Here is a 19,252-nt window from a genome sequence, read left to right as displayed (position 1 = left end):
GGACGTCAGCCAGTGCCTTCCGCCAAATTCGCATCGATGCTCGTGGTGAAAGCGCTGGTGGTTCTGGCCGCACTCCTGCCTGTATGCATATCGGCGGCCAGTACTCAGGAGGCCGCCGCCGACAAATTCGTCTATATCGGGTCGGTGCCCCACGAACACATGTCGGTAAGGGCGCTGGCCTTCGATCCGGACGATGCCTTTTTATGGGCGCAAACCGCCTACGGCCTGTCGGCGACGCGCGTTTCCAGGTTTTCGATCGCCTCCGGAACGGAGACGTTCAGCTTCGCGCTCGATGCCGAACTTGCCGGCCCGCCTGTCCTTTTCGACATGGACTCCGGATCTATCGTCCGCCGTGACACCAAAGGCTTTGAGCGGATAGCACTTGATACCGGAAAGAGATTGTGGCGCTACGATACGAAAGAGCCGTTTGACGGCTTCAGCACCCCCGTTTTGTCCTCAAACGGAAAACGGGCTCTCCATGTTCAATTGGCCGATGAATTTGCAACGCTGTTCGACCTGGAAAAGCAGGAACCGATCCGGGTTTACGACAGCCAGAAACTGCAGCCCGATCTGGCATCCTATCTGTCGGGTTTCCATGCGCCTGCCGTCAGCAGCGGCGACGGACGCCACACCCTTGCGACGTTTGACACCCTTTATCTTTTCTCCGTTGCCGGTGACGTCATCTGGAAGCACAAGGAAGACGAGATAGTAAGCTCTGCCCGCCTCAGCCACGACGGGCTCCGGCTGGTCACCGGGCCGCATAAACGGGAAGACGGCTCCGAATATCTCGCCCTTCGCGAGATCGAAAACGGCAACATCTCCGAGCGCTTCTATGTCGCAGAGCTTGACGATTTTCTGTTGTCCCGCGACGGCCGGTTTCTTCTCGCCCTGGACCGGAAGAAGTCTCGGATACAGGTCTGGAACCTCGACGTCCCTTCGTCCGCCCTGACCTACGAGGGCGGCCGGAAGCGCATCGGGTCCGCAGCCTTTTCAGACGACGGTGAGCGGCTCGTGCTTGCCCTGGAACGCAGTGACGGCCGACAGGGCGAATTCGCCTTTTTCGAACTGGGCGGCACACCGCCGGATGCTCTGCCTGATGAAGAGGAAAGCCGGCGTCTGGTGACCAACACAGGGCATTCCGCCCTGGTCACCGCCAGCACGGTCTCTCCCGACGGCCTTCTGATGGCCTCCGGCGACAGCGAAGGATATCTGTGGCTGTGGCATGTTCCGACCCGCCGCGCCATTCGCGGGAACGCCCTGCCCGGCCAGTCGATCAGCGACCTCACCTTCCTGGACAGCAAAACCGCGCTGATCGCGGGCTCTCAAGGGATCTATCTCTGGGACGCCACCACGGGCAAATTATCGCCCTTCGACCCGGTGGAGTATAACCGGCTGCCGGTCGCGAAGTTTCAAAAGGCGGGCGATTTCATCTGGTTCTGGGACAATGCCGATATCGCGGTGCTCGACCGGAAAAACGAGCGGCTGCGTTTCGAGAGCATCGGGTTTCATAGCGATTACGGCAGTCTGATCGAAACGCTTCGCGTGAGCCCGGACGGCCGCGAATTCGCCGTTGCGGCCAGTAACGACGATGTTTACCGCTTCGATGCACAGACCGGCCAGTTCCTTGAGCGCCTTCAGGGCCAGACGGGCGAGATCTTCAAACTCGCCTATGGCGCGGACGGAAAGGAACTGTTCGCCGTCCTGTCAGAGGATGAGCCGGCCGGGGGCAAGAAACAGCACATCGTCGCCTGGCGGCTCTCCGGGCCAGACGCGGCAACCGGCAGCTCGAGCCTCCTTTACAAGACCGCCATCGGCGATGAATTTCTCTCCGACATCTGGCTCGCGACCGACGGACACCATCTGGTGGTCACAGGCGGCAACGAGAAATACTGGCTTGTCGATCCTCTGACCGGTGACATCGCGGCAGAGCGCCGCTGGTTTCCGGCGGAAGCCGGCCTGAAGGCGATATACGGCGTCAAAATCAAACCGGTTCCAGGCTCGTCCCGGGCGATTGTCCAGGCAGGTGCCCTGCCCTTTCAGCTCAGCGCCATCGACTTTGACAGGGGCGAATGGATCGGGGCTTTTCGTACCGAAGTCAGTCCATTCCAGGCGGTCCGGTTCTCGAAGGACGGCAAGAGCCTGATGTTCAATGCTCCGGGCTACGTCCACCTCTGGTCGCTGGAAGAAGGCAGGGAGGTCAAGCGTCTGACGAACCTCTCCCGCAATCCCGCCTTCGACAACCTCGCGCCGGACGAACGGGGACTTCTCACCCTCGACTATCAACAAGGCGCTTCAAACAACGCCCTTGCAACCGATATCAGGTTCTGGAATCCCCGTGTCGGGAACCGGACGGTCATGACGATCCCGACCACGGTCCAGGATCCGTCCAACGGCCGTTTCGCAATGAACGCACCCCAAAAGGTCCGCTTCTCCAACAGCGGCAATCACATATCGTTTCTGGGAAGCGGTTTTCTGGCGGTCTGGGATATCAAAAGCGGTGCGACGAGACTGACTGCTTACGATGCGTTTCCCGTGGCCGGTGACGGCATCCTGTTTTCTCCCGATGACCGTCTGGCGACCGCCCCGCTGGAAATGGCGGACGACGGGTTCGCGCGCCTGGCGACCTGGGATCTGGAAACCGGTCAGGAACTGTGGCGTACAAAGCTCCCGGTGAAGGTAACAGCGTCTGTCAGCTATATGTCGAATACGGATACGCTCCTGGTCGGCGATCAACTGGGCGGTGTCTTGTGGACCTACAACGCCCGCACCGGCGAACAGCTCGGAGAAATCGACCTGCGGCGGTACGGACAGCCCGTCCGCGTCGCAAATGCGGGCACAGGCAAGGCGGATCTCATCGCCTCAAGCTGGCTCGGCCACGCAGCTTTGGCCAGGTCTGACGATCCGGATCAGGTCATCGAGTTCGCCGGCCAGGCGCAGATTATCGCGGCGGCCTATTCCAACGACGAAACATGGCTTGCGACCGGCGACGACAGGAACCATGTGGTCCTTCGGGACGCTGAGACCGGAGAAGAGCTCGCCCGGTTTGCCGCCCAGGCCGCCCGGGGCAACACCATCAGCTTTTCCCCCGACGATTCCCTGCTTGCCGTGGTCGAGACCGACGGGTCGGCCACTTTGTGGAACACGCTCACGGGCGAAAAGCTCGTGAAGATGATGTCCCTGCAGGAGGACGGCGGATGGCTGACCGTAGCGCCGGACGGGCGCTATGATGCGAGCGATCCGGGCGATGTGGCTGCCCTTTCCTGGGTGCGCAAAAGCGACCCGCTGACGCCCTTGCCCGTCTCCGTGTTCTACCGGGACTACTACGAACCGCGCCTTCTGCCCCGCCTGCTCGCCCTCGACGATTTTCCGGAAATCAGGGACATTGCCGACATCAATATCCATGTTCCGGGAGTGACAATCGACAAAGTGGCCGAAACGGCGCGCGGTCTCCTCTCGGTCACGGTGTCGGTCGAAGAGACCATGCGAGACATCGCCGATGGCGGCTTCTCGCTGAAACTGTTCCGCGACCGCCAGCTTGTCGGCCAGTTCCCGGATCCTTTCGGCCAGGAACACGGGACAAGCGTTCAATCGGACAAAGCCGGAAAGTCCCTGATCACCTTTTCGGGAATCAAACTGCCGCTCTCCGATAAAGCCGATGATATCCGGACTTTTTCCGCCTACGCCTTCAATGCCGATGGTGTGAAGGGAGAACGGGTCTCGTTCAGCTATCGCTACAACGCGGAAACCGGCGTCCGGACGCCCAGAGCCTATGTGTTGACCATAGGCGTGAACGCCTATCAGAACCCGGCCTGGAACCTGCGCTATGCGGTCGCCGACGCGGATGCCTTGCGCTCGACATTGGCCTCAAAGCTCGGATCTGAAACGGCGCAGAGCTACAAGGACATCGTTCCGATCGCACTCGTTGCATCCGGAGACGACGGCCGGCCGGTGACGGCGACACGCAAGCACATCAAGGCCGTCATCGATGTTCTGGCCGGCCGCACCGCGGACCCGGACGTGCTGGCGGAGATCGACGGCGCGCAAGAGCTGCGTGCCGTGAACCCGGAGGATCTGGTGGTGCTGACCTTTTCCGGACACGGCTATGCCAATCCGGACGGCAATTTCCATCTCTTTCCCTGGGATATCGGCGCGGGCAACGATCGTTCGCTGACACCTGAGCTTCTGGACCGGACGATCACAAGTGCGACCCTTGCCGACTGGCTATACGCCATGGACGCAGGCCGCACGGTGATCATCATCGATGCCTGTAACTCAGCCGCCGTCGTTGAAGCCAACGGCTTCAAACCCGGTCCGATGAACAGCCGGAGCCTCGGACAGCTCGCCTATGACAAGGGAATGCAGATCATCACCGCGAGCCAGGCGGAAAACGTCGCGCTGGAAAGCGAGCTGGTGCAGCACGGCCTGCTCACCTACGCCCTGGTCTCCGAGGGGCTTGAGAACCTGGAAGCCGATTTCCAGCCCGCCGACGGGCAGATCACCCTTTCGGAGTGGCTGGAATATGGAACCGGGCGGGTGCCTGACCTCTACCGTCAGGTCCGCGAGGGGCAATTGGAACCCCTCACCAAAGGCGCCGTCGATCTGGGCACGATCATCCGCTACGACGACGAGGATGCCAACGTCCAGCGGCCGAGCCTGTTCGACTTCCTGCAACGGCGATCCGATATCGTCATCGAGACGAGTTCCAACGCACGCCCCTGACGCGACCGGGGCGGCGCCGAGACGTCAGGGCTGGGGAAACGCCGGCCCAATCATACGGGGATATACTTATTTAAGGACTGTGTGCTTGCCTTGGATTGAAGATCGAACCTTGGGAAGCCGATGTCCAACCCTGTTCCGGCGCACAAGATCAGGCTCTCCGAACTCCTCGGAGCCCTCAGTCATGCCCTGGATATCACCGAAGGCCAGCCGCGCGGGCATTGTGTCCGGTGCTGCTGGATCGGCTTTCACATCGGCAAGGCCTATGGCCTCGATGACGCGCAACTCGTCGATCTGTACTACACGATCCTGCTGAAAGACCTTGGCTGTTCAAGCAACGCAGCCCGGATCTGCCAGCTCTATCTGGCCGACGACATTTCCCTCAAACAGGACTTCAAGCTCATCAGCGGCAGCCTGTCGGAGGCCCTGCGGTTCGTTCTGTCCCATACAGGGCTTCAGTCCGGGCTTGCAGAACGGTTCCGCGCGATCATCAACATCCTTCAGAACGGAGGCGAGATCACTCGCGAGCTGATCGAGACCCGCTGTCACCGGGGCGCCGACATTGCCCGGCAGATGCATTTCTCTCAGGCTGTCTGCGACGGCATCTACCGCCTGGACGAACATTGGGACGGCAGCGGCAAGCCGGATGGAATTTCAGGAGATGACATCCCGGTCTTTTCCCGGATTGCCCTTCTGGCGCAGGTCATCGATGTCTTCCGGACCAACGCCGGCCCCGAGGCCGCCATCCGGGAAGCTCGTGCGCGCGCGAACACCTGGTTCGATCCCCGCTTGACGGATTGTTTCGAAAGAGCCGCGCGCGAGCCGGGCTTCTGGCAGGTCCTCCAAAGCGAGGACCTCGCCGCGCAGGTGTATGATCTGGAGCCGGCGCGGCTGGTTCGGACCGTGGACGAAGACCAGCTTGACGACATCGCCGCCGGCTTTGCCCAGGTCATTGATTCCAAAAGCCCCTATACGGCCGGTCACAGCGAGCGAGTCACCCTGTTCGCCGATCTGATCGCGGAACAGCTCGGCTACAGCGAGCCGGATCGCAGGAAGCTGAAACGCGCAGCCCTTCTTCACGATATCGGCAAGCTCGGCGTCAGCAACATGGTCCTCGACAAACCGGGAAAGCTGGACGATGACGAGTGGCGGGCCATTCGCCAGCATCCGGTCTTTTCCGACCAGATCCTGTCGCAGGTTTCGGCATTTGCGGATCTCAGTCCGATCGCACGCGGCCATCACGAACGGCTCGACGGCAAGGGCTACCCGGACGGGCTGTCGGGAAATGAAATTGGCATGGAAACCCGGATCGTCACCACGGCGGATATTTTCGATGCCTTGACCGCCGACCGTCCCTACCGGGCGGCCATGCCCATCGAGAAGGCTCTGAACATCATGAGTGGAGACCTCGGCACCGCGATCGACGAAACCTGCCTCGATGGACTGCGCGCGGCGCTTGAAAAACTGGGACGCATGCAGGCCGCATGACGCCCCGCCACACCTTCCCGTATCCGTTTCACGCATCTTCGTCTTGATCCCTTAACCTTTCGCGGGGCAAATTCGGAACATGCTGAAGATCGGTTCCTACAATATCCAGAAAAGTATCGGGCTGGACGCGCGCCGGCGGCCGGAGCGCACGCTCAGGGTCATTTCCGAAATGAATTGCGACGTGATCGCTCTGCAGGAGGTGGACAAGCGCTTCGGACCGCGCGAAGCCACCCTCCGACCAGAAATGATTGCGGAACTGACCGACTATAAGCCGGTCCCCCTGGCCATCCGCGAAGGCAGCATCGGCTGGCACGGCAACGCCATTCTGGTGCGCCGCTCCATCGGCATCATCGACTTCCGGCGGCTGGAGCTGCCGACACTGGAACCGCGTGGCGCGGTGATGGCGGATCTGAAGATCAACGGACAGCAGATCCGCGTGGCCGCCATGCATCTGAGCGTCGTTGCGACCTTCCGCAAGCGTCAGATTGCGTCGGTCATGGCCCAACTTCACTCCCGTCCCTACGACCTGCCCACGATTCTGGTCGGCGACCTCAACGAATGGTGGGATACGGCCAAGAGCCTGAAGATGTTCAACCCGCATTTTCAGGTTACGACACCGGGACGCAGCTTCCCCTCGCCCATGCCGGTCGCAAGCCTCGACAGGATTATCACCAGCCCGGAATTTGCCGTTCAGAACACCGGTGTGCACCGGTCCGATACCGCCAGAATCGCTTCCGATCACCTGCCTGTGTGGGCAAGCCTCCTGCTCGAGCACAAGGCGCGCCCGACCACATCCGCGGATGAAGCGACCACGGTCTGACTTTTCCGGCCGTTTACCTGTCCACACACACGCCCCATCGACCGTCGGGCGGACATGCGCGCTGCAAATTTCCGAAAGGCTGTTTTTCCGAGAAACGGGAACAGGCCTCTTTTGTCGTGCAGAATTATCAGTTACGCTACCATCGGGAGAATAATCGGGAATTAAAGACAGAGTATGCAGGATTTTGCGCACAGCTTCACCCTGGCCGGCGAGTTGATCGTCAGTGGCAACGAAGACTTGGCCGAAATTGTAACGCTGTCCCTGCGCGTGACTGCGACTGCGCTCGGCATTTCCGCGCTGATCGGACTGCCTTTTGGTGCAATCCTTGCTGTTTCCCGCTTTCCCGGACGCGGCGCGATTACCGTGCTTGCCAATGCACTCATGGGCCTGCCGCCAGTGGTGGTCGGCCTGATGGTCTACATGCTGCTGTCGAACGCGGGGCCGCTCGGCCCCCTGCAGCTGCTTTATACGCCGACGGCGATGATCATCGCACAGGCGGTCCTGATCACCCCGATCATCATCGCCCTGACCCGCCAGGTCATTGCCGATCTGAACGCGGAATATGCCGACACCTTCCACTCGCTCGTCGTCCCCTGGCACACGGCAGTCGGCGCGCTTTTATGGGATGCCCGCTTTTCCCTGATCACCGTGCTGCTTGCCGGGTTCGGCCGCGCGGTGGCGGAAGTCGGCGCGGTCATGATTGTCGGCGGCAACATCAACCACGTGACCCGGATGATGACCACGGCGATTGCGCTGGAAACATCGCGCGGCGACCTGGCACTGGCCCTCGCCCTCGGAATGATCCTGCTGCTGATCGCCCTGGCGGTGAACGGCGCCGTCGCGCTTCTGCGCGGGACGGAACGGAGTGCGGCCCATGCATGAAGTCGTCAGCATGACCGCCCATTCCGAATTCCGCTTGAAAGCCGCGCCCTCTCCAATGCCGCTGCAAGTTCGCAACCTGACCTTTGCCACGGACAAGACGGAAATACTCAAGGGCATTGACCTGGATCTCTCCACCGATCGCCTCACCGTCCTGATGGGTCCGAACGGCGCCGGCAAAAGCGTGCTTCTGCGCCTGCTGCACGGCCTGCTTCAACCGACCAACGGGGACGTCAGGTGGTCGGGTCAGCCGTTGACGAAGTCCATACGCAAGGACCAGGCGCTTGTATTCCAGAAACCGGTGCTGCTGCGCCGCTCGGTCAAAGCAAATCTGAATTTCGCCCTGGGACTGCGCAAAGTCCCGGACCGGACGGCCCGGCTGAAGGAAGCGCTCGCGGACCTTGGCCTTGATGCACTTGCCAAACGCCCGGCGCGGGTCCTGTCCGGTGGGGAACAGCAACGACTGGCCCTTGCCCGTGCGCTGATCCTGAAACCCAAGGTCCTGATGCTGGACGAACCGACGGCCAATCTCGACCCGGCCTCCACCTTGCTCATCGAACAGGCGATCTCCAAGGTCCGGAGAGCTGGCGTAAAGGTCATCATGATCACCCACGCGCCGCACCAGGCCCGCCGCCTCGCTGAAGAGATCGTCTTCCTCCATGCCGGACGGATCGCCGAGCATACGCCGGCGAAAGCCTTCTTCGACCGGCCGGAATCCGCTGCTGCCCGCGCCTATCTGGCCGGCGAGATCCTGATTTAACAATTCATAAGGGAGAGAACAGACATGAGCCTTTTCAAACGCCTGGCCGCCGGGGTTCTGGCCATAGGCCTGACCGCCGGAGCCAGTGTCGCCGCACTTGCCGCTGACACTTTCATCGTCGTCCAGTCGACCACCTCGACCCAGAACTCCGGCCTGCTCGACTACATTCTGCCAATGTTCAAGAACAAGTCCGGCATTGAGGTCCGCGTCGTGGCGGTCGGAACCGGCCAGGCGTTGAAGAATGCCGCAAACGGCGACGGTGACGTTCTGCTCGTCCACGCCAAACCGGCCGAGGAGAAATTCGTCGCCGACGGCTTGGGCGTGAAGCGCTTCGACGTCATGTACAACGACTTCGTCATCGTCGGACCGAAGAACGATCCGGCCGGCATCAAGGGCATGACCGATGCCACCGCAGCGCTGAAGAAGATCGCGGACAGCGAAGCCATCTTCGCGTCCCGCGGCGATGACAGCGGCACCCACAAGAAGGAACGCGCCCTTTGGAAGCAGGCCGATATCGACCCGACCGCTGCCTCCGGCGCCTGGTACCGGGAAACCGGCTCGGGCATGGGCGCCACGCTGAACGCTGCTGCCGGCATGGGCGCCTACACCATGTCGGACCGTGCGACCTGGCTTGCCTTCAAGAACAAGGATGCGCTTGAAATCCTGGCCCAGGGCGACGATCGCCTGTTCAACCAGTACGGCGTCATCCTGGTCAATCCGGAAAAGCATCCGAACGTGAAGGCCGAGGCCGGTCAGGAATTTATCGACTGGCTGATCGGAGCGGAAGGACAGAAGGCGATCGCTTCCTACAAGGTCGGCGGCGAACAGCTGTTCTTCCCGAACGCCAGCGGGTCCGCCTCCAACTGATCGGGCGCGGGTTGATCGCACCGCAGAAAACCGAAACGGGGGCACAAGCCCCCGTTCTTCATGTCTAAAACGATGGACGCAAGGATCAGCCCATCAGGGGCCGCAGGACGAAGAACAGCACGCTCGACAGGACCGCAGCGGCCGGCACCGTGACGACCCAGGCTGCAACGATCGTCATGAAATGAGCCCGGCGCACCAGCATGCGCCGGTTCTGCTCTTCCCGGTTCCGGACCGGACGCACCCTTTTTTCCTTGAGCTCGTTGTTCTTGTTCAAAAAATCCATCCGGCGTTTTGAACGCTCCGTGTACCATTCCCGGAAGAAGCCGACACCGAAGACCGCGCCGACGGCAATATGGGTGGAACTGACGGGCAGTCCGAGTCCGGAGGCAACGATCACGGTGATCGCCGCAGACAGGGCGACGCAATAGGCCCGCATCGGATTGAGCTTCGTAATCTGCTGGCCGACCATGTTGATCAACTTCGGTCCGAACAGCAGAAGCCCGAAAGAGATCCCGAGCGCGCCGACCGCCATCACCCACAAGGGAATGGCGACTTTCGAGACAACCTCGCCAAGCGCGGCCGTATGCACGACGGCAGCCAGCGGTCCGACCGCATTGGCGACATCGTTCGCGCCATGGGCGAAAGACAGAAGGGCTGCCGAACAGATCAGCGGTAGCGAGAACAACTTGCGCAGGGACTGGTTCCGGTTTTCAAGTCCCTCCGACTGCATGCGGATGAGCGGCCGGACCGCTGCCCAGGTAACAAGGCCGATGGCCAGGCCCCCGGCCAACGCCTGCGGCAAGCTGATCTTGACCAGATGCTTCAGCCCTTTCATCGCCAGATAGGCCGCAAAACAACCGGTCATGATCGCGATCAGAACCGGAACCCAGCGCCTTGCAGCCGCGATCTTGTCGTCCTGATAAATGATGAAGGTCTTGATGATGGCCAGAAAGAAGGCGGCGATCAAACCGCCCAGTAAGGGAGAGATGACCCAGCTCGCGACAATACCGCCCATTGTCGGCCAGTTGACCGAGGAAATCCCGGCAGCCGCGATCCCCGCTCCCATGACGCCGCCGACGATCGAGTGGGTCGTTGAGACCGGTGCGCCGAGCCAGGTCGCCAGATTGATCCACAGGGCCGAAGACACCAGAGCCGCCATCATTGCCGCCATGAAGACCGCAGGATCGTTGACCATTTCCGGGTTGATGATCCCTTTGGAAATCGTTCCGACCACATCGCCGCCAGCGATCAGCGCACCCGCGCTTTCAAACAACGCCGCGATAATGAGGGCCGTCACCATGGTCATGGCGCGGGACCCCACGGCGGGGCCGACGTTGTTCGCCACGTCGTTGGCGCCGATATTGAGCGCCATATAAGCGCCGATGGCTGCGGCAGCCATGATAACCGCCGCTCCATGGGTGCCGGTCATATAGATACCGGCTACGGCACCCGACAGAATAATAAAGAGAAAGGCAAATCCGGGAGCGGCGAGCCCGCGACCGACATTTGTGGTAGCCTCCTCGATATAGGTGAACTTATCGAGATCCTTGTCGAGGGTCGGCTTCTTGTAGCTCTTGTGAACGTCCATGCACCTCGTTCCCGGGCTTTGGGCCTCCGGGCCCAAGAGCCCGCTCGTTCGCAGGATGCAGGGATAAACAAATACTGCCAGAAATCAATTCCGTCGGCGCGCCGATCCATAGATTTCTTAGCCATCTAACAGAGAACGGGTCTGCCTATTGATAATTTGGACAAGTAGAACGCTCAACGACGTTTGAATTCTGCCTCAAGCCTTTTCAAAATCCGGTGCAATCCCGGCTCGTCGGTCATTTCAATCGCCTTTGAGACCGGCACCCAAGCGATATCCCTTTGACCGTTTTCCGGGAAGTCCGCGAGTTGTTCCTCGGCCTTGATCAGGTAAACATCGACGCGGGTCCGTAGATTCAATCCGCCGTCCATCCCCTTGTGGGACCGGAAATGGGCGAACGGTTTGTTTTCAGCCGACCCGACAACACCCGCCTCTTCATAGGCTTCCGTCGCTGCGGTCTCATGGCCGGCTTCCTTCAGCTCCGGCCAGCCCTTGGGCAGGATCCATCGTCCGGTTCCGCGGGACGTCACCAACAGAACTTCCAGTCCTTTCCGCGACTTCCGATAGCATAGGGCAGCGATCTGAAGTCGAGGCGGCCGCTTGAAAATGCCGACGAGGGTCTGCAGGAATATCGATACTGGGGGCGATGTAAGAGCTGTTGTCGTCATCCGGGTCTATATGGAATCAAGCTAAGGAATTTCACGTAGTGTGCATACGCCCTGTAGAGGAGCATGTCTAGAAATAAGTGCACAATGTGCGCATTTTGTGAAATCTTGCCAGATTTTTATGGGAATGATCATCGATGGGATCTTTAGCCGGCTGTCCCGATAATTGCGACGTGCCCCGCAGACCAGGACCCCGGCCAGACCTCCGCCGAACCGCCGCGAAGGTTTCGTAGTTTCTCTACCGGAACCCGTGCAAGCAGGAACGGCTCCTCGCCTTTCTCCCCTCCGGTCGGAGCGATTTCGCCGCCGATACCGGTGAAGCCCAACTCTTCCTCGCAGGGCAGAAACAGGGATGTGCCGGAAACGTTGGTCAGCATTTGAGTTGTGCCCTTGGCCGCACCGACAGTCCCGCAGACGGCGACAGCCGTCATCAGTTCCACCGCACGCGCCTTCGCGCAGCCGAAGACCCGGTGATAGCCGGAGAGCTTTTCCGTCATCGACGGCACCAGCAGCAGATCGAGCTTTTCCGGAGCCAGCAGGCTGGAGAGCGCAGGCATCTCCACGTCGAGGCAGATCAGGATCGCCATTTTCAGACCGTCGAGATCGAAAGTCTTCAGGGTTGTTCCGGGCGTCAGCTGCCAGCTCTCCTCGTCCTGCTCGCCGGGTGTCAGGGACAGTTTATCCTGCCGGATTTCCCGGCCGTCGACGGTCAGAAGAATGGCGGTGTTGGTATAACCGTCCGCACAGGCAACCGGCATGGAGCCGCAGAGGAGTGAAATACCGTGGCGCTCCGGCAAGGGCTTCAGCAACTCCAGCAGGTCCGACCCCGCCCTCGCGAGAAAGGCCATTTCCTCAGTTGCCGGTAAGCCTGCCGGTTTCCAGGCAAGCGCTGCCTCGATCGCGTATTCGGGAAACATGACGAGACGCGCGCCCTGACGGGCAGCTTCCACCATTTTGTCCTCGATATGCGCAGCGAAAGCCGCTGGCGACGCGGGCGCGAAGCCGAGATTGAGCGCACACAAGGCGATGGTGTAGTCCTGCATCGAACGAAGCTCCGGGTAAGGTGAAACGGGTTCCACCTCTGCCCGATATTTCAGGACACGTAAAGAGGATGCTCTAGGCTCCGCGGCTGAGCCAGAGCGCCATCAGCGAGGCCAGCGCGCCGAGAAAGGCCGCCTGCACTGCTGCCATCTGACGGTTGCCCGGCAAGGCCTCCAGCTTTGTGGTTGCCCTGACCTTCCGCAGACCGGCAAGCGCCCGGTCGCTGGATTGTTCGATTTCGATGAAAAGGTTCTTCAGCTCTTCCTGAGCGTGCATGTAAGCCCCCGGCGATTCCTTCTGCCTTCGAGAAGGCTAGGCCGGGGACGTTGCCAATTGGTTAACGGCGATTAAGCATAATTAACAAGGCGATCAGATCCGGACCTTTTGCGGGTCCGCGACGTCGAGGATGCGAAGCTGCACCTTCGGACTGCCCTGCCAGGTATCGATGGACAACGTTCCGGCCACATGCAGGTTCCGGCCCCGTCCCTCCAGCAGCACCTTGCCATGCGGCTTGTCATCCGCCTTGAAGGAGATCGCCTTGAGAGTTGTTCCGTCCGGCGCGGCAATGCTTGCACGCACATGCCCCTTGCCGACAACATCGGCAAAGGCGACGCGGTGGGCAGGAAAGGCGAACACCGGCTCCGGATGCCCGGCACCGAACGGTCCTGCTCGTTCCAGTTTTTCCATCAGGTCCAGCGTGGCTCCGGCCGCCGTCAGCGCGCCGTCAATCTTCAGATCGCGTTTCGACGCGGCATCTTCCACATCCTCAGCCAGCGTTTCGTTGAAATAAGCGGTCAGATCCTCGAGCTTGTCGCGCATGACCGTCAGGCCGGCCGCCATCGCATGGCCACCGCCCTTTTCCAGGAGCTTGAGGTCGACCGCCTGGCGCACGGCCTTGCCGAGGTCGACCCCCTGGATCGACCGACCGGAGCCGGTCCCCTTACCTGTTTCGTCGAAGGCGATGGCGAAAGCAGGCCGGCGGTGGGCCTCCTTCAAACGGGAAGCGATCAGTCCGACGATACCCGGATGCCAGTCCTCGGAGCCGGTGATCAGCACCGCCGGGTCGCTCCGATCGAGCGCGATAACGGCTTGGGCACCGGCCTGTTCCAGCATCACCGCTTCCATGGCCTGGCGTTCGGTATTGAGCTGATCGAGCCGCGCGGCAATCTCGCGGGCCTCGAATCCGTCCTCGCAGGTCAAAAGCCGCGCACCCAGCGCCGCGTCGCCGATCCGGCCGCCGGCGTTGATCCGGGGACCAATCAGAAAGCCCAGATGATACGGTGCAGGCTTTCCTGCCACCCGCGCCGCATCGGCGAGCGAAGCCAGTCCCGGATTGAGCCGCTTGTGCATGACCGCAAGGCCGCGGGTGACATAGGCGCGGTTGAGACCTTTCAGCGGCACCACATCGCACACGGTGCCGAGAGCGACCAGGTCCAGCAGCCCCATCAGGTCCGGTTCGCCCCGTCCCTGGAAGCCATGCCCCTGGAAAAAGCCCCGCCGTCGGAGTTCCCGGTTCAAGCCGACCAGGAACAGAAACGTGACGCCGACCGCAGCCAGATGCCCCTGCCCCGACAGATCGTCCTGCCGGTTCGGGTTTACCAGCGCCCGAACCTCGGGCAGTTCCTCGCCGACCTGGTGATGATCGATGACGACCACTTCAAGGCCCAGCTTTTTGGAGACCTCGAAGGCCTCGAAGGAGGTGCTGCCGCAATCGACCGTGACAAGCAGTCCCGCCCCGCCTTCCTTGAGTGCCTCGATGGCGGGACCATTGGGCCCGTAGCCCTCGATGATCCGGTCCGGAATATGGATGACCGGATCGAGCCCCAGCCAGCGCAGGTATTTGGCGAGGATGGCAGAAGACGTCGCCCCGTCCACGTCGTAGTCGCCGAAGATCGCGATCTTCGTGCCGCTTTGCACCGCATCGGCCAAACGGGCGACGGCAGCATCCATGTCGACCAGCAGGGATGGATCCGGCATCAGCAGCTTCAGCGAGGGAGCCAGGAAATCTTCCGCCCCTTCCGGCTCCACGCCGCGTGCCGCCATGACCCGCGCCAAAACGTCCGGCACGCCGAGCCGCTGGGCGATCGTCATGGCATTGAGCGCCTGCGCCTGGTCGAGCCGTTCGCGCCACGCGTTGTCGTTGGCCGAACGGGCAACACCCAGAACGAGACGGCCCGAACCGTCACTGCCGGTCGGGCCGTTCATGGGATCTTCTTTCCTGTCGGGAGCAATCCGCCCAACATCAATTGCCTGTCCTCAATCGAGGTGGAATTTTTCCAGCTGGTTGTGCTGCGCCTTCAGATAACGCACGGTGCCGGTAGAAGAGCGCATGACGACCGTATGGGTCGTGATGCAGTTCCGGCCGAAGCGCACGCCCTGCAGCATGTTGCCGTCGGTCACGCCGGTTGCGGCGAACAGCACGTCCGGGCCCGCCATTTCCTCAAGGGTGAACTTGCGGGAAATGTCGTCGATGCCCATGCGATGGGCGCGTTCCACCTGCTCGTCACGGGTGATGACGAGACGGGTCTGCATCTGGCCGCCGATGCAACGCAGCGCGGCCGCCGCAAGAACGCCTTCCGGCGCCCCGCCGATACCCGCATAGATGTCGATGCCGGTTTCATCCGGATCGGTGGTATGGATCACACCGGCCACGTCGCCGTCGCCGATCAGGCGGATGGCGGCACCGGTTGCGCGAATGTCCTCGATCAGGCGGGCATGACGCGGACGGTCGAGCACGCAGGCCGTGACCTCGTTGATCTTCACGCCCTTTTCCTTGGCCACCGCGGCCAGGTTTTCGGCGATCGGTGCGTCCAGATCGATCAGGCCGGCCGGATAGCCGGGTCCGATGGCGATCTTGTCCATGTAGCTGTCCGGCGCGTTCAGAAGATCACCGGCCGGCGCCATGGCGATCACGGCGAGCGAATTCGGCAGGTTCTTGGCGCAGATGGTGGTGCCTTCCAGCGGATCCAGCGCGATATCGACCTTCGGGCCCTTCTTTGTGCCAACGTTCTCGCCGATATAGAGCATCGGTGCTTCGTCGCGTTCGCCTTCGCCGATAACGACGGTGCCATCGATCGGCAGGCGGTTCAATTCGCGCCGCATGGCATCCACCGCAGCCTGATCGGCCGCCATCTCGTCACCGTGGCCGCGCAGGCGCGCAGCCGAAACCGCGGCACGTTCGGCAACGCGTGCCAGTTCAAGCGTCAGAATACGATCCAGCGCAGCGCTTCCGGCAGCATCAGTTTTCGACATCAAAATCTCCAGTCCCTCTGTCCCTAAGGGCGCGCTCGAAGCGCCAGCCCGCATAAAGCAATCGTTATTTCAGCTTTTCGATGCGGATCATCTGCGGCTTGTCGGCGACCACGCCCTTCGACATAATCACTTCAAGCGCCTCTTTAACCGCAACTTCGGTCGTTTCATAGGTAATAAGTATGACAGGCTGAGGTGCGACCTCCCCGGCAGTATGATCTTCATCGCCTGGCGCCGGATGGCGACGCTGAACGATCGACTCAAGCGAAATCCCCGCATCGGCCATGCAACGCGCGATTTCGGCAAAGGCTCCCGGCCGGTCGTAAACCGACAGGCGCATATAGTAACCGCCCTCATGCAGGCGCATGCGGGCGCGCTTGTATTCCTTCAGATCCTTCGCCGGCATCCCGAGAACCGGAGTTTCGTCGCCGCGGGCAATATCCGCGATATCGGCGACGACGGAGGATGCGGTCGCATCGCCGCCGGCGCCCGGGCCGACAAGAACGATTTCACCGACGAAGTCGCCGTCGATGGCCACCGCGTTCAAAACGCCGTCGATACGGGCGATGGCGGAGGATTTCGGCACCATCGTCGGATGTACCCGCTGCTCGATACCGGTATCTGTCCGCTGGGCCACGCCCAGCAGCTTGATCCGGTAACCGAGTTCGTCCGCGGCCTGGATATCGGCCGTGGTAATGGAAGTTATGCCTTCCATGTAGATATTGTCGTCGGCGATTTCCGTGCCGAAGGCCAGGCTGGTGAGGATGGCGAGCTTGTGCGCCGTATCATTGCCTTCAATGTCGAAGGTTGGGTCCGCCTCGGCGTACCCGAGCCGCTGAGCATCGGCGAGACATTTCTCGAAGCTGATGCCTTCGGCTTCCATCCGCGTCAGGATATAATTGCAGGTCCCGTTCAGGATGCCGTAGATGCGCGACACCTCGTTGCCGGACATGGATTCGCGGAGCGTCTTGACTATCGGAATACCCCCGGCCACCGCGGCCTCGTAATTCAGGCAGACGTCATGTTCCTCGGCAAGCTTCGCCAGGTCCACGCCGTGGCGGGCAAGCAACGCCTTGTTGGCCGTCACCACGTGCTTGCCATTGGCAAGGGCTGTGCGGACGCTGACTTCCGCCGGCCCGCTGTCGCCGCCGATCAGTTCGACGAAGACATCGATATCGGCCTTTTCCGCCATTTCCACTGCATCGGTAAACCAGTCGAGGTCGGAAACGTCGATCCCCCGGTCGCGGCTCTTGTCGCGCGCGCACACGGCGGTCACTTTCACCGCACGACCGCTCTTGCGGCCAATCATGTCCCCATGCTTGGCGAGCAGCCGGACCACGGAAGCTCCTACGGTTCCAAGGCCGGCGACCCCGACTTTCAAAGCATCTGCCATATTTTAGGAATTCCAGTTCGTATCAGAAATCAGCGGGAAGCCCCGAGCGGGACCACGTTTTGCAATGTTTCGTCCGCGGTTTCAAGGAACCGGCGAATATTCCGCGCAGCCTGACGCAGGCGCTGCTCATTCTCGACGAGACCGATGCGGACGAAATCGTCTCCGTATTCGCCGAACCCGATGCCCGGCGCAACGGCGACTTCCGCCTTTTCCAGAAGAAGCTTGGAAAACTCCAGACTGCCGAGGGAACGGAATTTTTCCGGGATCGGCGCCCAGATGAACATGCTGGCGTCCGGCGCCGGGATCTCCCAACCGGCGCGCGAGAAGGAATCGATCACCACGTCGCGACGCTTCTTGTAGATCGCCCGCGTTTCGACAATGCAATCGTCCGGCCCGTTGAGTGCCGCCGCCGCTGCGACTTGGATCGGCGTGAACGCGCCGTAGTCAAGATAGGACTTCACCCTGGCCAGGGCTGCGATCAGGCGCTCGTTGCCGACCGCAAAGCCCATGCGCCACCCCGGCATGGAGAAAGTCTTGGACAGCGAGGTGAATTCCGCGGTCACGTCCATGGCGCCCGGAACCTGGAGCACCGACGGCGGCGGCGTGTCGGTGAAATAGATCTCCGAATAAGCCAGATCCGACAGGATGAAGATCTCGTGCTTGCGCGCGAAAGCGACGATATCCCTATAGAAATCCAGATCCGCGCAATAGGCGGTCGGGTTCGCCGGATAACACAGGATGATCGCGATCGGCTTGGGCACCGAATGTATGACGGCGCGCTCCAGGGCGTGGAACACGTCGGGACCCGGCTCGGCCGGGATCGCCCGGATCGCGGCGCCGGCCATCAGGAAGCCGAAGGTGTGGATCGGGTAGCTGGGATTGGGGGCCAGCACCACGTCACCCGGCGCGGTGATCGCCTGGGCCATGTTGGCAAACCCTTCCTTGGAACCCAGCGTGGCGACCACTTGGCTGTCCGGATCGAGCTTCACGCCGAACCGTCGGCCGTAATAGGCCGCCTGCGCCTTGCGAAGACCGGGAATACCCTTGGAGGCGGAATAGCGATGGGTACGCGGGTTCTGAACGGTTTCCGTCAGTTTTTCGACGATGTGCTGCGGCGTCGGCAGGTCCGGATTGCCCATGCCGAGATCGATGATGTCCGCCCCCGCCGCGCGCGCCTTCGCCTTGAGCCGGTTGACCTGTTCAAACACATAAGGCGGAAGCCGCCGTGTCTTGTGAAATTCCTCCATGGCGCGGGTCCTCGTGGTCCTCAACTCTCATCGTTTCTGCCTGGCCGGCAAACGGACTGCCGTTCGGCTGCGCTCTTTTAGCAGCATGATTTCAGTTCCGCATCCGCCTAATAGCGGTAGCCGGCTAATTTTGCGCAGCATTTGCGCCGGAAATCTCCGATAGTGCGGTATTGCCGTGGGTCGCCTGAATCCGCTTCAGCTCGGCAACGGACGTCGAAAGCGAACGCCCCTGTCCATCCTGATTGGTAAGCGCAAGCGCCTTCAGATGTTCCATGGTCGCTGCCCGTTCTTCTTCTTCGCTCAAAGTCGAACCTCCGGCCTCCGCGGCTCTTGCCGCGGTCACTGACGTCGGCTGTGCCGGTCGATCCCGCTGAACGGAAGGCTCAGCCCACTCGGTTTCCGCATTCAGGGCACCGACAAGCGATGTTTCGTCGCTCATGGCGCACCCGGACACAAAGCCTCCCAGACAGAAGCAAAACACCACCGATTGCCAGGTCACCTGCAATTCCTATTCGACGTCACGGCACTATGTATGTCATAAA

At 61.4% G+C, this 19,252-nt stretch carries 15 protein-coding genes; 6 read left to right on the top strand and 9 right to left on the bottom strand.

Annotation, left to right across the window (positions count from 1 at the left end; translation table 11 throughout):
* The first annotated feature begins 12 nt into the window (after positions 1 to 12).
* The 6 genes from ACN0SO_RS24560 to ACN0SO_RS24535 all read left to right on the top strand — a co-directional run bounded on the left by ACN0SO_RS24560 (position 13) and on the right by ACN0SO_RS24535 (position 9,530).
* Positions 13 to 4,719 carry a PQQ-binding-like beta-propeller repeat protein gene (locus tag ACN0SO_RS24560; protein ID WP_417682096.1) on the top strand — a complete coding sequence of 1,569 codons (4,707 nt, stop codon included), beginning with the start codon at positions 13 to 15 and terminating at the stop codon, positions 4,717 to 4,719.
* A 120-nt stretch (positions 4,720 to 4,839) separates the two neighbouring features.
* Positions 4,840 to 6,204, top strand: a complete 1,365-nt coding sequence (locus tag ACN0SO_RS24555; protein WP_417682086.1) for an HD-GYP domain-containing protein — start codon at positions 4,840 to 4,842, stop codon at positions 6,202 to 6,204.
* Between the two features lie 79 nt (positions 6,205 to 6,283).
* Positions 6,284 to 7,024 carry an endonuclease/exonuclease/phosphatase family protein gene (locus tag ACN0SO_RS24550; protein ID WP_417682084.1) on the top strand — a complete coding sequence of 247 codons (741 nt, stop codon included), beginning with the start codon at positions 6,284 to 6,286 and terminating at the stop codon, positions 7,022 to 7,024.
* 174 nt (positions 7,025 to 7,198) lie between these two features.
* A complete protein-coding gene (locus ACN0SO_RS24545) occupies positions 7,199 to 7,906 on the top strand; it encodes an ABC transporter permease (RefSeq protein ID WP_417682082.1) in 708 nt (235 codons plus the stop codon).
* Positions 7,899 to 8,663: an ATP-binding cassette domain-containing protein gene (locus ACN0SO_RS24540; protein WP_417682080.1), complete on the top strand. Its 765-nt coding sequence runs from the start codon at positions 7,899 to 7,901 to the stop codon at positions 8,661 to 8,663. Before ACN0SO_RS24545 ends, ACN0SO_RS24540 begins: the two co-directional genes overlap by 8 nt.
* 24 nt (positions 8,664 to 8,687) lie before the next feature.
* Positions 8,688 to 9,530: a substrate-binding domain-containing protein gene (locus ACN0SO_RS24535; RefSeq protein WP_417682078.1), complete on the top strand. Its 843-nt coding sequence runs from the start codon at positions 8,688 to 8,690 to the stop codon at positions 9,528 to 9,530.
* A gap of 85 nt (positions 9,531 to 9,615) precedes the next feature.
* On the opposite strand, the gene ACN0SO_RS24530 is transcribed toward ACN0SO_RS24535, so the two are convergent.
* The 9 genes from ACN0SO_RS24530 to ACN0SO_RS24490 form a co-directional block, all read right to left on the bottom strand.
* Entirely contained in the window at positions 9,616 to 11,118 is a 1,503-nt protein-coding gene (locus ACN0SO_RS24530; RefSeq protein ID WP_417682076.1) for an inorganic phosphate transporter, read from the bottom strand.
* Positions 11,119 to 11,291: 173 nt separating this feature from the next.
* Complete coding sequence (locus ACN0SO_RS24525; protein ID WP_417682074.1) at positions 11,292 to 11,783, bottom strand: NUDIX hydrolase; 492 nt, start codon at positions 11,781 to 11,783, stop codon at positions 11,292 to 11,294.
* 143 nt (positions 11,784 to 11,926) lie between these two features.
* A complete protein-coding gene (locus ACN0SO_RS24520; RefSeq protein ID WP_417682072.1) occupies positions 11,927 to 12,823 on the bottom strand; it encodes a nitrilase-related carbon-nitrogen hydrolase in 897 nt (298 codons plus the stop codon).
* A 73-nt stretch (positions 12,824 to 12,896) separates the two neighbouring features.
* On the bottom strand, positions 12,897 to 13,097 hold the full coding sequence (locus tag ACN0SO_RS24515; protein WP_417682070.1) for a hypothetical protein: 201 nt from the start codon (positions 13,095 to 13,097) through the stop codon (positions 12,897 to 12,899).
* Positions 13,098 to 13,190: 93 nt separating this feature from the next.
* Complete coding sequence (gene recJ / locus ACN0SO_RS24510) at positions 13,191 to 15,026, bottom strand: single-stranded-DNA-specific exonuclease RecJ (RefSeq protein WP_417682068.1); 1,836 nt, start codon at positions 15,024 to 15,026, stop codon at positions 13,191 to 13,193.
* A gap of 51 nt (positions 15,027 to 15,077) precedes the next feature.
* Entirely contained in the window at positions 15,078 to 16,073 is a 996-nt protein-coding gene (glpX, locus tag ACN0SO_RS24505) for a class II fructose-bisphosphatase (RefSeq protein WP_417682067.1), read from the bottom strand.
* Positions 16,074 to 16,137: 64 nt separating this feature from the next.
* Positions 16,138 to 17,463: a homoserine dehydrogenase gene (locus ACN0SO_RS24500; RefSeq protein ID WP_417682065.1), complete on the bottom strand. Its 1,326-nt coding sequence runs from the start codon at positions 17,461 to 17,463 to the stop codon at positions 16,138 to 16,140.
* 29 nt (positions 17,464 to 17,492) lie between these two features.
* Entirely contained in the window at positions 17,493 to 18,710 is a 1,218-nt protein-coding gene (locus ACN0SO_RS24495) for an LL-diaminopimelate aminotransferase (RefSeq protein ID WP_417682063.1), read from the bottom strand.
* A 124-nt stretch (positions 18,711 to 18,834) separates the two neighbouring features.
* Positions 18,835 to 19,149 carry a hypothetical protein gene (locus ACN0SO_RS24490; protein WP_417682061.1) on the bottom strand — a complete coding sequence of 105 codons (315 nt, stop codon included), beginning with the start codon at positions 19,147 to 19,149 and terminating at the stop codon, positions 18,835 to 18,837.
* Between the last annotated feature and the right edge of the window lie 103 nt (positions 19,150 to 19,252).

The sequence above is a fragment of the Roseibium sp. genome (assembly GCF_048260565.1).
Lineage (GTDB): Bacteria > Pseudomonadota > Alphaproteobacteria > Rhizobiales > Stappiaceae > Roseibium.
This window is presented reverse-complemented; position numbering and strand designations above follow the sequence as displayed.